13 protein-coding genes are annotated in these 15882 nt (G+C 33.4%); all 13 read right to left on the bottom strand.

Annotated features, from left to right (window positions below):
- Window positions 1-4: 4 nt before the first annotated feature.
- Window positions 5-1396: a sugar transferase gene (locus ACFSQS_RS07710; protein ID WP_388016594.1), complete on the bottom strand. Its 1392-nt coding sequence runs from the start codon at window positions 1394-1396 to the stop codon at window positions 5-7.
- 54 nt (window positions 1397-1450) lie between these two features.
- On the bottom strand, window positions 1451-2464 hold the full coding sequence (locus ACFSQS_RS07705; RefSeq protein ID WP_388016591.1) for a glycosyltransferase family 4 protein: 1014 nt from the start codon (window positions 2462-2464) through the stop codon (window positions 1451-1453).
- Window positions 2465-2475: 11 nt separating this feature from the next.
- Window positions 2476-3804 (bottom strand): O-antigen ligase family protein, encoded by a 1329-nt coding sequence (locus ACFSQS_RS07700; protein WP_388016588.1) that lies wholly within the window; start codon window positions 3802-3804, stop codon window positions 2476-2478.
- 71 nt (window positions 3805-3875) lie between these two features.
- On the bottom strand, window positions 3876-4946 hold the full coding sequence (locus tag ACFSQS_RS07695) for a glycosyltransferase (RefSeq protein ID WP_388016585.1): 1071 nt from the start codon (window positions 4944-4946) through the stop codon (window positions 3876-3878).
- A complete protein-coding gene (locus ACFSQS_RS07690; protein ID WP_388016582.1) occupies window positions 4943-6064 on the bottom strand; it encodes a glycosyltransferase in 1122 nt (373 codons plus the stop codon). Before ACFSQS_RS07690 ends, ACFSQS_RS07695 begins: the two co-directional genes overlap by 4 nt.
- Entirely contained in the window at window positions 6061-7056 is a 996-nt protein-coding gene (locus tag ACFSQS_RS07685) for a glycosyltransferase family 2 protein (protein ID WP_388016579.1), read from the bottom strand. The genes ACFSQS_RS07690 and ACFSQS_RS07685 overlap by 4 nt, the downstream gene beginning before the upstream one ends.
- Entirely contained in the window at window positions 7053-8594 is a 1542-nt protein-coding gene (locus tag ACFSQS_RS07680) for a glycosyltransferase family 2 protein (protein ID WP_388016576.1), read from the bottom strand. Before ACFSQS_RS07680 ends, ACFSQS_RS07685 begins: the two co-directional genes overlap by 4 nt.
- The gene (locus ACFSQS_RS07675; protein WP_388016573.1) at window positions 8591-9733 is read right to left on the bottom strand and encodes a glycosyltransferase family 4 protein; all 1143 of its coding nucleotides are present in this window, start codon (window positions 9731-9733) and stop codon (window positions 8591-8593) included. Before ACFSQS_RS07675 ends, ACFSQS_RS07680 begins: the two co-directional genes overlap by 4 nt.
- A complete protein-coding gene (locus tag ACFSQS_RS07670) occupies window positions 9730-10623 on the bottom strand; it encodes a hypothetical protein (RefSeq protein ID WP_388016570.1) in 894 nt (297 codons plus the stop codon). Before ACFSQS_RS07670 ends, ACFSQS_RS07675 begins: the two co-directional genes overlap by 4 nt.
- 1 nt (window position 10624) lies before the next feature.
- Window positions 10625-12058 carry an MBOAT family O-acyltransferase gene (locus tag ACFSQS_RS07665; RefSeq protein ID WP_388016567.1) on the bottom strand — a complete coding sequence of 478 codons (1434 nt, stop codon included), beginning with the start codon at window positions 12056-12058 and terminating at the stop codon, window positions 10625-10627.
- Between the two features lie 18 nt (window positions 12059-12076).
- Window positions 12077-13480 carry a UDP-glycosyltransferase gene (locus ACFSQS_RS07660; RefSeq protein WP_388016564.1) on the bottom strand — a complete coding sequence of 468 codons (1404 nt, stop codon included), beginning with the start codon at window positions 13478-13480 and terminating at the stop codon, window positions 12077-12079.
- Window positions 13477-15183, bottom strand: a complete 1707-nt coding sequence (gene asnB, locus ACFSQS_RS07655; RefSeq protein WP_388016561.1) for an asparagine synthase (glutamine-hydrolyzing) — start codon at window positions 15181-15183, stop codon at window positions 13477-13479. Before asnB ends, ACFSQS_RS07660 begins: the two co-directional genes overlap by 4 nt.
- Entirely contained in the window at window positions 15183-15881 is a 699-nt protein-coding gene (locus ACFSQS_RS07650; RefSeq protein ID WP_388016558.1) for an acylneuraminate cytidylyltransferase family protein, read from the bottom strand. Before ACFSQS_RS07650 ends, asnB begins: the two co-directional genes overlap by 1 nt.
- Window position 15882: the final 1 nt, after the last annotated feature.

The raw sequence follows: 15882 nt of genomic DNA, 5'->3' as shown, positions 1-15882 counted from the left end.
AAAATCACTGTCCTCTAAAAAATATCATCGTACTTAGTGTTTTTACAAGAATATTAGCATCCAGAAAAAAGCTTCGGTGTTTAATATAATACAAATCGTATTGCAGTTTAAGAAGGCTATCATCAACCGATGAGCCGTATCTGGTTTTTACCTGCGCCCAACCTGTTAAGCCGGGTTTTACAATGTGGCGGGTTTCGTAAAACGGAAGTAACTGGGATAGTTCTCTTACAAAATAGGGGCGTTCTGGCCTAGGGCCAATTAAACTCATATCGCCCTTTAATATATTCCAAAATTGAGGAATTTCGTCTAATCTGGAATGCCTTAAAAATTTACCGAATTTGGTGATTCTAGAATCGTTTTTCTTAGCCCAAACCGCACCTTCTTTTTCAGCATTTTCAATCATGGTCCTAAATTTAATAATCTTAAACAGGTTTCCGTGCTTACCAATGCGTTCTTGAGTATAAAATAGCATTCCCCTGTTGCAAATAGCATTTCCTAAAAGGATAAATGGCAATAACAAAATGCCTGCTAAAATGCCCAATATAGAAATAAGGATATCGAAGAAACGATGAAAAAACAAATACAATTTATTTTGGTTGCTCCTACTAAAAGGGAAATACTTATAAAAATCTTTTCCAATAAATTGTATGGGAATTCTAAGAGTTAAATCCTCGTAAACTTGGGTGTATTCCCTTATTGAAAAACCACCTTCCAAAAGAGCGGTGAGGTCTTTATAAATAGTTGGTGCTATGGTTTCTGAGTTGTAACTGGCTATAACGACTTCAGATATATTTTCATCTTTAATGACCTGATAAATTTGCTTGGGGCTATACTCAACAATACCTTTAAATTTAACTTTTTCAGCTTTATTTATTTCACAATTAATAAAACCCACTATTTTATAATTAGGGTCTGCCATATTAAAAGCCTCAACAATAGCTTGAATATTGGATGTTTCGCCAACAATAAGCACTTTTTTGTAAAATCTTGGAGACACTATAAATGTTATATAGGCCAGCCTCCAAACAAAAAGCGCAAATAATATGGCCACATAAAAGTATAGAATCTGTAAACGATTGTCGGGCAACAAAGGGGTTAAAAATGGGGTTAAAAAATAGAACAAAACGGTAATAGACGCTGTAAGTACAATGTTGGCAAATACAGATTCTATTTTACTGGATTTTTGCAAATCGTAAAGTTCGAATATGGTGCCAAAAACAGAGATGTAAAGCACAAGAACAACAACCCAGGTCCAGTTTTCTTTAGTGATGGTAAAATAATCGAAATCGAATGTAAGGCTAAGAAAATACAATACAGCAAGCACCGAAATAATATCGAATATGCGAAGCAGGACTTTACGTTCTGAAATATTAAAATGAATTCCTTTTTTTGGCATTCTTAATGATTAAATCGAGAGTGCATAAATATAGCAAGTAAATTTATTTGAGCTCTAATTATTAAATAATTTAATCCATTGGTTTTTAACTGTGCCCCAATTAAATGCTTCGGCTTTTTTTCTAGCTGAAGTTATTATATCGATTGTTTTTTCTGGTTGATTTTTAATTTTTTTGATGGCATTTACAAACGCTTCAGCATTATTGGGTTCTATTAAAATTCCATTTTTACCGGTGGAAATCAAATAAGGCATACCGCCCACATTTGTAGAAACAACAGGCAACCCCACGGCCATGGCCTCAATAACACTTACTGGCATATTATCAAAATTGGTGGTGTTTATAAAAATATTGAAACTTTCTGATAATTTTACCCATGCGTCTTTATTAAGCTTCCCTTTAAAGTCAACTTCAAGATTAAGTTCTTTTGCATAGTTTTTAGTTTCTTGCAAACTTCCGTCGTTTTCTGGACCGACCATACAAAGTTCGGTTTCTATGTTTTCATCTTTTAATGCTTTTAAAACTTGAATTGCCAATAGCGGATTATAGATTTTTGAGAATGAACGCACCCACAATAATTTTATCTTATCGAAACTCCGTAATTTAAATGGGTATTTTTTTATTTCGATGGTATTAGGAATACAAACTACGTTTGAATATCCCATTGCTTCAAAATTGGATAGTATATATTTTGATGGTGCCACATTTATATGGGACTTGTTAAATATGGGTTTTGATAATTTAGGGTGCGATTTTAAACGATTGGGTAAATTGCCACCTCTTAAAATCGGTATATATTTCAAGTTTAAAAAACAACACAACTGGCTAACAAAAAAAGCATAGTAAAAATTAGAGGTGCTGTAAGTATCTATTAAAACAAAATGTGTTTGCTTCCTGTATTTTATTACATGGTACAGCATATCCATCAACCTTAAAACCTTATTTGTTTTACTTGAAGCGGTTTTAACTATATAGCCTTCAGCTTCAAGAAACTTACCTAAGGTTTCAATAGAGGTTACTGTTTTACCTTGGTTTGATAGCTTGTTTCCTATGTACAATAGGGTTTTCATCTGTATAAAATTTAGTGCTTTTTAATAGATTGCTTACCATTTGCTTTTCGCGATGATGCATTTTTAATTAGTATGCTTTTTTTATTTGTCTGCTTTTCAAACTGAATATTCAACAAACACAGGCCGTAAATAAAAGCAGGTGCTGCAATACGCATGGATGAATGGTTAATGGTTAAAAACCAGAATAAGTAAAAGGAGTAGAAATATATGTTTCTTCTATTCTTAAATCTTAAAAACAAGGGCGTTAGCAGCAAAACAGAAAAAGCTAAAACGCCAAAAACCCCGTGTTCTCCTACTATTCTGCTCATCTCGTTATGCGTTGCGGCTTGTATGCCTTCTTTTTCAAATCGCAACTCTTTCAATTTACCAACGCCAACACCTAAAAAAGGGTTTTCGAAAAACTCGTTTAATTCGTTGGCAAGTAAGCTTGTCCTTCCTGTTGTTATATCGGCTTTCTCTCTTCCTATAGCATCTTGATTTGTGTAACGTTTATCGATTAAGCCTTCTGTACTTAAAGAACTTATATACCAAGTTAACAGTATGCCTAAACCAAAAATAAGCAATGTAAAGGTTATACGAAGCTTTGTTTTAGACGAAGATTTAAAATAAAACACGGCAATAAAAGCTAATATTATTATAACGGCCACAAAAACGCCTCCCCTACTAAATGTAATAATGGCTCTATAGGCCATTAAGGCTAATATTGAAACGTTTAAAATCTTTAAAAAAAGGGTCTTAGATTGTAAAAACAATCGCCCTGCCAATAAAAAAACGCCTAAGCCCAATACAGTTGATACTTGATTTGGGCCAAAGCCGCCAGAGGCTTCAAAATTGGATTGAGTACCAGATAAAACAGCTTTAATACTAGGATTATACAAAAACAAGTAAGCTGTTGTGGTAATTAATGGTAAAATAGCCGCCAACAAAATAGTTTGCAATGCGCTTATAGTTACATTTCTTCTGTAGCAATATAAGGCTGCTATTCCTAAACAAATGGGACCGCTTAAGTTAAAGGCCACTGCTGTTCTTACATTGGTTTCAAAATCTAGTGTATGGGCTGCAACAACAATACCCGGTATTAAGGCCAAAATATACATAAAGTATATATATGATTTTTTATCAATACCATCGCCCAAAACCATGCCCAAAACTAAAAACAAAATAACTAAATACTTTGATGCTTCGTACAATAAATTACCTCCCGTCATTCTTAAAAACACCTCGGATCCAACAACATAGGCGCAAGAACCCAATACATATAAATATCGTTTTTTTTCTGGTGCACTTATTATACTATATAAGCAAATAACAACTATAGCAATAAAATAAAGTTCAGACAATGGTTGCAAAATAAATATACCGACTGCTAAAGCTAGATGAAACACAATTAACGATATGTAACTATAGGGTTTCACGCGTTGCTATAAATTGAAATTAATTGCTCTAGATTTTTTTTGGCACTAAAATTAGCAGAAACATTTTTAAATAGCATTTCTCCTGCCTGTTTGCGTTCGTCTTTATTATTGATATATTTTAATAAGCCTTTTGAAAAAGCATCTACATCATTAGGGTTTACCAATTCACCTTCAGCTTTGTTAGTAATAACCTTATTGCAATCGCCAACATTTGTAGCTACAACAGCTAGTTTAGCTAATCCGTATTCTAACAAAGACAATGGCAACCCTTCAGATGATGAGGACAAGACCCCAATATCGCATTGCGATAAAATATAATTTATATCTTGTTGTAAACCATAAACAAAAATGCGGTCTTCCAGTTTATTTTCAATAATATAGGCTTTTATTTGTTTTGAATATGCATTGTTAAAATCTTCGCCCACTAAATGCAAACTCCAATTTAATTTAGAGTCTGAAATATTTTTAAATGCTTTAAGGAGCATTATATGGTTTTTGGGATGCCTTAAATTTGCTAAACAAACTATACAATTTCCTTGTTTTCCTTTTAAAATGGTATGTTGATTTTCTTCTTTTAAAACAGAAAAATTAGATAGGCAATATACTTTTTTAGTAAACAGGTTGTTTTCTGCCCACAGCTTTAAATTAGTATTTACCACGATTACTTTTCTAAAAAAAAACGAACATAACATTAACACCAAATTTTCAAATAAACCTTGTGAGCTTCTGTTACCGTTATGATCGTGCCATATAACCTGAACACGACTATTAAAAAGTTTTAAAATAGCTGCTTGCACATAGGATGTTGAATGCGCGTGCACCAAAGTAATCTTGTGTGTTTTTATAAATGTATTCAGTTTATTTATGGCTTTAAAATCTATGGTGCGCTTCTTATTTAAAAACATATATTCAACTTGTGAATCTATCGTTTTTTTTAAGGCGCCTTCTAAACGTGTTGTGCACAGATAAGATTTATCAATTACATTAACCAGTAAATTTGCATAATTAACCGCAGTGCGTTCTGCGCCCCCTGTTTGCAAAGAATCTATTAATTGTAATACTTTCATTGTGGTTTTAGCAATTTAACAATTTCTTTTTCAAAGGCTTCTAAAGTATAATTTTGAGACCAATTACTAGCGTTTTTTGACATGGATTTTAAACGCGATTCATCTTTTAAATGATTTTTTATTTGATGGACGGAAGTATCTAAATTTTCATCAATCAATATACCGCGTTTCCCATAATCCAGCATAAAAGGTACGCACGAAATTTTTGTGGCAATAGGAATGGTTCCAAAAAACATGGCTTCGGCAATGGCTTTTGGCCAACCTTCGGACTTTGAAGCGAGTATTAAAAAGTGTGATTTCTTTAAAGTTTTTTTTATTACAGATGCATCTTGATTTCCTTTTAAATCAACGATATCTTCTAAATTGTTTTTTGTTATATATTCTTGCAACTCTTCCTTTAAAACACCATCGCCATAACATTCTAAAAAAACATTTTTGCCTTCTTTTTTTAATAGTTCCACTAATTTAATAGCAAAAAGAGGTCGTTTTCCTTTTACCAAAGTGCCTATAAAAACAAAATTTAATTTAGAATCATAATTGCGTTCTTTAGGAATTTCAATTTCAGAGTCATTAAAACTTGCCGTAAAAAACGGTTTAATGTTTCTGGTTTGATTTTCCCAATTTCCATAAACAAGCACTTGCATATTTTTAGTTAGGAAAATATTGCTTAAAATCCGTTTTTGTAATCTGTAACTTAAAGGTTGCTTACTTTTTGAATCCCAATTGCCAGCGTATTTTGCTGTTTTTATTTTCTTTGGAAAACATATTTGAACCAAGCATCCCAAAAGCCCAATATTTCCGGGACAACGCAAATGAATATGGTCTGCTTTTTTGCAGGCTTTAAAAATGGTGCTGAAAATTATAGGGATTTTAATTAATGATTCTAAACTTTTTTTAACCGAAATAAAAGCTATTGAAGGTGTTTTATTAAAATGAATTTTATCATGTTTGTATGGCAATTCAATATTTGAAACCGATTGGTTAATTTTTGGCGCTACAATTTCAACAGTATCAACATGTTTTAACCATATATTCATTTCGCGCACGTAAGGTGTATAGGCATAAAGCGCATCGTTTATTTGAATATGTGGTGTATGTGAAATAATTAAAAACCTCATAATTTCACTTTTGGCTTATTGAAAATTATAGACCACCAACCTATTACTCTACCTAAACTTTCGGTTAATGCCTCTTTCTTTTTATTTGTATTTACAACATTTGTAAACCTGATAATGGTTAATAAAAGTGATGTGGCATTCCATTTTATTCTCGCTTTCATAGTGGGTTTTGGATATTTTACACGCCAAACATACCACCCGTTTCTTACTACCATTTTACCATATTTGTACTTATTTGGTCTGCCCGAATCGTCGTGATAATGGTACAATTTGGCTGCAGTGTTTACATAAAGCTTACCAATTTTTGAGAGCCGTAAACTAAAATCGGCATCTTCGTATAATCCGTAGCCTTCAAAATAGGTTGAAAAATTAAGTTGCTGAAAAATCTCTTTTTTATATGACGATACGCCCCCCATAATTTGTTCCACTTGATAAATTTTTCCAGAAGGCGGCAAAAAACCTATAGACCTACCGTGGGCAAAGGTTGGGAAAAAACCAGGTATTTTATCTGGAAGCAAACCAAACTTTCGTCTTAGTTTAAATCGTGAGGGTTCATTGCGCATCCAGCCATCAAAATAGAATTTATTTTTATTGTTTTGATTATCTGATAGTTTCCATGCATTGTCATTTAAAATATAACCGCCAACTGCTAGAACATCATTTTTTGTGGAATAAGTTGATATAAGATTTTCGAAATAATTTGGTTTTAAAATAATATCATCATCTAAAAAACATATAATTTCTGAAGTCGCATCAACTAAATTAATCCCGAAATTACGTTGTTTGGTTAAGCCTCTGTCTTTTTCTTCAACTTTATAATGACATAGGTTTTTAAAGGTATTTGTATTTAATGCTTGTTTAGTTTTATCATCAACAGAACCATCTATTATTAATATTTCGTTGGGATATAGGGTTTGATTCTTTACTGAAAACAGGAGTTTCAATAAAGGTTCGCTGCGCATGTAGGTACATATAATTAATGAGAAGTTCATTTATTATTTTGTTCGTTTAAAATATTAGCCCAGAGTAAACTTTGTGCCCATTGTTTTTTAAACCGTTTATAATATGCGATAGGGTTTTTAACTTTTTGCGTTATATAATATTTAAAAAACAGCTTGGTTCTGTAGCCCAAAACTTGTTGCGGTGTTGAGTTATTCAATCGATTCAGCATTACTGTTGGAGATGGTTTGGGTTGCACCTCGCCTTCCCTTTGCCACGGATGTTTGTAAGGTTCACGAAAGCCACCAATTGGCGCTTTTAAATGGGTTATTTTTTCTTTTGGATAGTAAATTACATCTAATCCTAAATGTCGCAATTGCATGCCAAAATCGGCATCTTCACCAAAACCATGTTCATAGGCTACATTAAATTTGGCTTTATTTAAAACTTCACGTTTTACAATACTACAACCCGAACCAAACGATGCCCACTGAAATGTGGTTTTAAAAACTTCTAGTTCATCTTTCCTTAAACAACTTAGAGTTGTTGCTTTTGTATGATGATTTTGCATAAAATTAATGCTATTTAACAATAAATTTTCATTAAATCTTATGTCATCATCAGCAAAAAAAACATAGTTTGAGGTTGTTTCTTTTAAAGCCAAATTACGGGCGTTGCATGCTCCTGTTTGATGTATAAATTTATGAACAATACTAAAAGGCCACTTTTCATTTTCAATAAAATTCAATTCCGTTTTACTATTAATAGCTTCATTTTGTTCAACAATAATCACCTTTGTGGGCAATAAAGCCTGATTTGACAAGTCTTTTAACACATTATGTAAATATTCTTTTCTCCCGATGGTTGGAATAATAACATCTATTGTCGAGCTCGTTTTTATAACTTGTTTCTCAAGAGGTTCTAAATCAAATTTCAACTTGAATTTTTGTTGTCTTTTAAGCAAATTCCAAACAAAAGCCCATATAGGAAACTTGCCTTCATTAATCATTATATTAAGAAGTAATAAAATGCTCCAAACGCTCTTATAATGTAATTTTACAAACTTAAACAATTGAACGTTTGAAGCTATTTCAGAATGAATTAAAGCGGCGTTCTTATTTAAAAGTTTAGGCTCGGAATAACAAAACAAACCATTGGGCATGCCCTGTTTTGCTATGGCGTTTAAAACAAAATCGAAAGTATCGTCTATCTTTATTTTGTTTTTAAACTTTAATAGCTGCGATGCATAAATAGCGCCAACTTGACTGCTCATTAACCATGTTGGGTATTTTACGGTTTTATTTACTTTTAAAAATGGAGAGTCTTCAACATAACCAATCCGGTTGGAAAAATATGGTTTTGCCCCATAAGAAAGCATCATGTTTTTAAGATGAAAAGATGCCTTTATACCTTCAATATTAATATGTTCTTTTAGAGATTCGTGGCACCAAACTAAAATACAATTTGGGTGATTTGATGCCAAATCGAATAACGATGACGTTACCTTCTTTTGTGTATAAACATGTAAATTAGGCTGAGAGTCGGCTCTCAAATCTGTAATTTCACCTTGTTTATGAAACACTATTATCATAAAGTAACCATCGTTTTATAAAATTCAACACTCTGTTTTGCAACTACTTCTGCACTAAACGTAGTGGTTGCTTTTTTTCTAGCGGCTTTACCAAATTCTTTTTGTAAACTTGGTTTTTCTAAAAGTTCCAATATTCTATTCGCATAAGTTGTGTGGTCTTTTGGATGCACTAAATAGCCATTAATCCCATCTGAAATCACTTCTTTTGCCCAACCCACATTGGAGGCTACAATGGGTTTTTCCATCGCCATAGCCTCAATCCATGATACCGGTAAAGCTTCTGCAAATGTAGGGAACACACAAACTGTAGCTTGCTGAATTAAATCTTGCATATCTTTATAAGGTACGGCACCCAAATAGTTTACTTTTTTTATAGCATTTGCATTAAACAAAGGCTGCATTAATGCCCATGTAGATTTAGAATTCGTAAAAATATCCGGACTGTCTTTCCCTACCAAAACAAGTTCTGCTTCTTTATTTTCAGCATGCACTTTATTGAAAATTTCCGGTAACTCCAACAGGCCTTTCTTTCGTATTAATGTTCCAAAATACAAAATAGTAAGTCGAGTATCTGTTTTTGGAAATGGCTTAAAAGCCAAAACATCGATAGCATTGGGAATTACAGTAAAAGGACTTTTTAATTTGAATAACTTATTGGTTAAGGTTCCAGTAAAATGACTTACCGAAATAATGGCATCGGCTTTTTTTAAGGCCCGTTTTTCGAGGTATTTATTTTTAAACTTTACAGGTCGATTATCCAAATGACAAAAATAGGTGTCGCTACCATTTTCTCTAATTACCAATGGGCATTTAGGGTTTATAAATGCTGTAAAGCCTGTCCAATCTGGCGCTTCAACAATATCAATCTTATTTTCGGAATATAATTTATCAATTAAACGCTCTACTTTTTTTTGGGTAAAATAAAACGATAAACCTTTAATTTTAATATTCTTTATTTTATAATACTGCACGTTATCTTCTTCAAAATAAGCATCTTTATCTTGCCCATAAACCAAAATAACAACTTGATGCCCTAGCGCAATTAAACCTTTTGTTAAGTTTAGAATACTGGTGCCAATGCCACCTGCTGTACCTGTACGTCTATGTGGGTATTCGGGAGTCAAAAAGGCAATTTTCATAGATTAGTTTTTGTAGGTTGAATCAGGTCTTCGGTAATAATTTTAGTAAAAGCTCTAGCGCCTTCAATGTTAAGGTGTCCGCAATTAAAAAAAAACTCGGGATTGTCATCAAATACTGAAATGTAATCTTTTAAATCAGGGACTCGGGATTTTAAAGTACGCATAAACGCTCGGTTTTCAATGTTTTTACAATAAGGCGCTATGAAACAAACCATCTTTGTATTCCGCTTTTCCATAAGTCTGAATAGTGCGGTCAACTCATCATTTTCAGCTTTAAATTTATCGGGTAATTTACCAGAAACCGCCAACCCTTGCCCTGTTTTTGGAGCAAAGCCTACATTAAGATCTGTTTTAGGTTTCTTATTAAAAAGCACCGAAAAAAACTCTCTAAAACCAACTACTTTATCGTATTTTAAATAGCGATAAAAGGGGATGTAATTATAAAACACACTTTCTCCATTTTCAATAAGTTGTTGCTTTACCACTTTATGATTTATATACGGAACTAAACTTGCCCTAAAATTATTTGATATCCCTGAACCGTTATAGCTATAATCCACTTGTAAAAAGACCTCGTTAAAGGTGATTCCTTTAGATTCTGCAATGGTCATTAATATTAACATGTCGCCAATAGTCCCACCCGATATAGCTAAGTTAATACAGGACTTCCCTGTTAATTTTTCAACAAGTTCGCAATCTATATGGTTTTCGGTTCTTGACGAACCCAAAAAAGCATAATCGTAATGTTGGTTTTTTAATTGTAATATTTTTTGAATTTTATTTCTCGGAGCTCCATTTTGGAAGGTATAGGAATAAACCTTATCAAAAACATACATGACAACGAAAGCAATAATAAGTATTTTAAATATGTACCCTAAAAATTCCTTCATATTAAAACTGGAAATATATAAATTCTTGGTGGTCTGAATATACTCCAAAAAGAAGTAGCATAAGCATGACACCTGTAATCTTAATCCATTTGAATCTACCGGAAAAAGGATGTTCCTTTTGCCTGTTAAACCATTCTAAAAGTATAAATATACCTATAAGAGCAAACATTTCTATACTATATCTTTCGATTGTTAAATATTCAATTTTAAAATTCAGGTTTAGCGCTAATCTTTGTAGATAATCAATTGCAATAGACACATTGTCGGCCCTAAAAAACACCCAAGCCAATGTAACAAGTGCAAAGGTTTTAAGCATTTTAAATAGCTCTCCAAAGGATGGTATTAATGTTGTCTCTGAAACTTGGTTTAAATGTTTCCTGTTTTGCTTTCTTAATAATAGAGGAATGAAAAAAACGGCATGCAACGTCCCCCAAATAATAAAAGTCCAATTGGCTCCGTGCCAAAAACCACTTACTAAAAATATAATGAATACGTTACGTAATTGGTTAGCCTTATTTCCTCTTGAGCCACCTAACGGAATGTATAAATAATCGCGAAACCACGTTGATAACGATATGTGCCACCTGCGCCAAAACTCTGCCACATCTCTGGAAAAATAAGGCAGATTAAAGTTTCGCATTAACTCAAAACCAAATAATCTGGCGGTACCAATGGCTATATCGCTATAACCAGAAAAATCGCCATAAATCTGGAATGCAAAATAGATAGCCCCAATACACAGCGTTAATGTATTTAGTGTTTCGTAATCGCTAAAAATGGCATTTACATAGGTCGCACAACTATCGGCAATTACTATTTTTTTAAACAAGCCCCAAATAATCAAATGTATGCCAGATATGGCCCTTTCGGTATTAAAATTTCTTTTTTCAGAAAATTGCGGCAATAAGTTTGTGGCGCGTTCAATGGGGCCAGCTACCAATTGCGGAAAGAAAGCCACAAAGGTGGCAAAGTTGATAAAACTATGTGTTGGTTGGAGTTTTTTACGATAAACATCTATAGTATAACTTAGGGTTTGAAAGGTATAAAACGAAATACCAACTGGCAGTACAATATTTAGGGTTGAGGTATGCATTTCGATGCCTATGTTTTGCCAAGCATCAATCCAACTTTCAATAAAAAAATTGTAGTATTTAAAAAAACCCAATAACCCCAAATTGAATGTTAAACTGAAACCCAATAAACGTTTTCGCTTTTTAGCAACCGACTCTTTTTCAAGCGATAACCCTACAAAATAATCAACAATGGTGCTTAATGCAATAAGAATTAAAAAGCGATAATCCCACCAGCCGTAGAAAAAATAACTCGCCAACAACAACAGTATATTTTGACCTTTTGTACTTCTTTTAAGCAAAAACCAATACAACGAAAAGGTAACTGGCAAAAATACTAGAAAAGCTATGGAATTGAAGAGCATTGTTAATTGTTTAAAATTTTAGGCATCATTTTTAATCACCAATTTTTCTATCTCTTCCCAAAAACGATTACAAACATGCTCTGGTGGATGTGCATTGATAATCTCAAACCACGCCCTAGCTTTTGATATTGTTTTTGATGGGTTTTCTAAAACTTCTTCTAATTGATCTGCTATAGTGTTTGGGTTAGACAACCAAATTACGGCTTCCGAAGAAGGCATTGACTTAAAATGAACAAACTCATAAACATGAACACCTTTTTTATACGAATTTGAAGCGTTTAAATAATTATAATCTATAAAAGCACAAGGTTTATTATGTGCCGCATAATCAAACACCATGGACGATCCTAAATTTACAACGCATTCGGTATGTGCAATAATGTTGGTTTGCAATTTGTAATCTTCTTTGGTTGGTAAAATGCTGTTCCAAGCTGCTCCCATTTTTTTCCATTTTGGTTCTATGGGCACAATTACATCATTGTATTCTTTAATTACGGCATCATATCTATCCGAAAAATCAACAGGGCATTTTCTAAATACCACACCCAGATTATGCTCTTTTTTATTGAGGCTTCTCACAGCTTTTGCAAGGTCTCGTAAATACATTTCATCTTTGGGTGAAGTGGTTATATCATCACCACTAAAACAAATATATTTTTTATTCAAATCTAAATTATGGGATTTGAAGAAGTCTGTTTTTGATTCCTGTAAAGCTATATCAAAATGATTTTCAAATTGTGGTGTGCCCGTTACTCTAATTTGATTTGACGCTATGTAACGCTGATAATGGAGCAACTCGTTTTTCATATATGTACTCCAAACAAAATAAAAATCAGTTGTTACTACCGTTGTCGCTTTAGGGATATTATCCCATGAGTAAATAAACGATGCCGTTGGTATATTTAAATCTTGTGCTGCCGTTAAAGGCGCAATGGCGGTTAATGCACGTTGGCTGGTTGACAAAATGAAGTCTGGCTTTTCGGTTTCCAAAGTGGTTTTGCAATCTTTATAATAGCTTGTCTTTCTTTCTGAAGAAGCAATTTTTTTGCGTATTTTTAGAATGCCTTTTTCAGAACTATATCGTGTAATATAACTTTGAACAATTAAACTTTTAACCGAAGCTTTAATGCTTTTATAAGATAACGGAAACTTGTATTTATGATAGATGTCATCCTTATCGCGTTTTGAAAACAGATTCAGTTCAATTCTTATTAATGCCGTTTTTAATACATCTGAAAACGCACTTGGTTTAGCATTATTTGTTTTAACTTCTTTTAAGTTAAGTTGCTCCAAATTAAAAGGTGTGGCATTCCAAAAAACAACATCGTAACCTTGCGCAATTCCTAATTTATAAAAGGAGGTATAAGCAAAATTGCGGAGGCTGACACCATCGGACACTAAAATAAACACCTTTTTTTTCATTTATCTTTATTCGGTTTTAAAAGTAAACTGGTGTTAATCCACTGCCAGATATGAAAACTGCTGTCTTGATTTTTATTAAAATAATATTGTAATTCTTTTTCCATTAATGCTTCATTAAACCAGTCCACATTTTTTAATGTGTCGATTTTTAACTGAACCCAATCTTTTAAATCATTGGCTAACCACTCGCGCTGAGGCGTTTGTAAAGGGCGTTTGGGTGCATACGTTACATCATCCGATAAATATTCAGAGGTTAAAGATCGTAATAAATACTTTTGTATGCCATCCTTAATTTTATAATTTAAAGGTTGGGCAAAAGCAAATTCAACTAGCCTATAATCTAAAAAAGGTTCTCTTAATTCTGTGCTATAGGCCATGGAAATGCGATCGTTAAAACGCAATGCCCTCGGGATTTTGGTGTAAAACAAATCCCTAAATTGTAAGTTTAAAAGATTGTTATCAAAAGGTTTGGGATACGCTGGTTTTTTAGCAAGTTTTAAAAATTCATCATTTAAAATTTCAGGTTTAAACGGTGATTTATTAACACCTTGAATCACGCTATTGTTGTTATTCAAATAATAGTCGTAACCCGCCCATTGCTCGTCCATACCTTGTCCATCCAACAAAACGATAACGCCATCTTTTCTGGCTTTTTTGAAAATTTCGGCGTAAGCCATTGTGGGAACTCCGCCAAAGGGCTCGTCTTGATAACTAGACATGGTATCACTAAGTTCTTTGACTTGAATGGCATTAAAACGTACTTTTTCCAACGGATTCTTTGTATGTTTTAAAAGACTTTCAACCCAAGGTAGTTCATCATAATCCGAATTGTTTGTATAAAAAGTGTAAGCGTTTATGTTTTGTCCTTTTTCGTTTTTATTCACCAAGGCTAAAAGAGCGGAACTGTCCAATCCGCCACTCACATTAAACCCTATGGGCACATCAGAACGAAATCGTAGTTTAATACTATCTTCCAATAAGTTTTTATAGATAGCTTTTACGTCTTCAAAAGGTAATTTTTCGTTATACTTTTTTATTTTGTTTTCAAAAACATACCATCTTTTGGTGGAAATATTTCCTTTTTTAAAGCACAAAAAACAACCACCAGGTAATTGATTTACACCTGCCCAAAATGTTTCGTTTGGCATGCCGTAACTGCCATAAACAAAGTAGTTTGCCCAAACCGAATCGTTTGTTTTCTTTTGAATTCCTCCAGTAAAAAGTGTTTTTATTTCGGAGGCAAAATAGAAAGAACCGCCTTTATGTGCATAATAAAAAGGCTTAACCCCAAACCTATCACGAGCGGCAAAAAGAGCCTGTTTTTTAGTGTCCCAAATCGTAAACGAGAACATGCCGTTTAATCGATGCAAACAGTTTTCGCCCCATTTAATATAGGCGGCTAACAGTACTTCGGTATCTGAAACCGTTTTGAAATCGTAACAGTTTTGCAGTTCGTTTTTTAATTCGAGATAATTATATATTTCGCCATTAAAGCATAAAATATATCTTTTGCAATTTGAAATAAAGGGTTGATTCGCATTGGGAGAGGTATCGATTATCGAGAGCCTATTATGCCCCAATGCCACATCATTTTTTAAGAACGTTCCTATAAAATCAGGACCACGGTGCCGTTGTGCCAAAAGCATTTTTTGCAAACTCCCTTCGGAAGCTTTTTGCCCAATAATTCCCGCTATTCCACACATTATAGGTTAAGTTTTTTTGACAATTCTACTGCTTTTTCCCAATCTTTGGCTGTATCAATATTTATATGGCGTTTGGGGTTGGATTCTATATAGCTAATCGTTTTTCCGTAAAGTGTGTTTTGGTTTAAAATGGTATCTGTTTTCATTAAATAAATGGCACCATCTCGATAGTAGACATCGGGTAAATCTTGACGTCTTTTTATGATTTGTTTTTCTCCCGTAGCCAATTTTAAATGTCCCGATTCAGACACTTTAAACGTCCAATGCGGATTGTATTCATGCGGTACTTTTAAAACCGAAAGCAGCGTGTCTGCACCAGAAGTTTTAAATTTTTTTATGGCCTCATCAATAAACTCTGAAGTCCTAAACGGATTGGTTACCTGAAGCAGGCAAACGGCATCAAAATCATCACCGTTTTCTTTAAGGTTTTTTATGGCGTGTTGCACCACTTCTAACGTACCGGAATTATCATTTGATAAATTTGAAGGACGCACAAAAGGCACCTCCGCCCCCAACGATTTAGCTAATTTGATAAGCGTTTCATCTTCAGAAGAAAACACAACCCGGTTGAGTAATTTAGAGCCTAAAGCAGCCTCAATTGTATATTGCAACAAGGGTTTTCCGTTTAAAACCTTTCGATTTTTGTTCGGAATACCTTTACTGCCACCCCGTGCTGGTATGAGCCCTAATATTTTCATT

The sequence above is a fragment of the Gelatiniphilus marinus genome, assembly GCF_042684345.1.
GTDB lineage: Bacteria > Bacteroidota > Bacteroidia > Flavobacteriales > Flavobacteriaceae > Gelatiniphilus > Gelatiniphilus marinus.
Note: the sequence above shows the minus strand (reverse complement) of the source record. Positions and strands in the feature narration are given on the sequence as shown.

Coding starts and splice junctions, on each gene's coding strand:
- ACFSQS_RS07675 (WP_388016573.1), bottom strand. CDS start 9,733: ATGAAAATTGCCTTTTTGACTCCCGAATACCCACATAGACGTACAGGT.
- ACFSQS_RS07680 (WP_388016576.1), bottom strand. CDS start 8,594: ATGATAATAGTGTTTCATAAACAAGGTGAAATTACAGATTTGAGAGCC.
- ACFSQS_RS07670 (WP_388016570.1), bottom strand. CDS start 10,623: ATGAAGGAATTTTTAGGGTACATATTTAAAATACTTATTATTGCTTTC.
- asnB (WP_388016561.1), bottom strand. CDS start 15,183: ATGTGTGGAATAGCGGGAATTATTGGGCAAAAAGCTTCCGAAGGGAGT.
- ACFSQS_RS07690 (WP_388016582.1), bottom strand. CDS start 6,064: ATGAGGTTTTTAATTATTTCACATACACCACATATTCAAATAAACGAT.
- ACFSQS_RS07705 (WP_388016591.1), bottom strand. CDS start 2,464: ATGAAAACCCTATTGTACATAGGAAACAAGCTATCAAACCAAGGTAAA.
- ACFSQS_RS07665 (WP_388016567.1), bottom strand. CDS start 12,058: ATGCTCTTCAATTCCATAGCTTTTCTAGTATTTTTGCCAGTTACCTTT.
- ACFSQS_RS07685 (WP_388016579.1), bottom strand. CDS start 7,056: ATGAACTTCTCATTAATTATATGTACCTACATGCGCAGCGAACCTTTA.
- ACFSQS_RS07710 (WP_388016594.1), bottom strand. CDS start 1,396: ATGCCAAAAAAAGGAATTCATTTTAATATTTCAGAACGTAAAGTCCTG.
- ACFSQS_RS07660 (WP_388016564.1), bottom strand. CDS start 13,480: ATGAAAAAAAAGGTGTTTATTTTAGTGTCCGATGGTGTCAGCCTCCGC.
- ACFSQS_RS07650 (WP_388016558.1), bottom strand. CDS start 15,881: ATGAAAATATTAGGGCTCATACCAGCACGGGGTGGCAGTAAAGGTATT.
- ACFSQS_RS07695 (WP_388016585.1), bottom strand. CDS start 4,946: ATGAAAGTATTACAATTAATAGATTCTTTGCAAACAGGGGGCGCAGAA.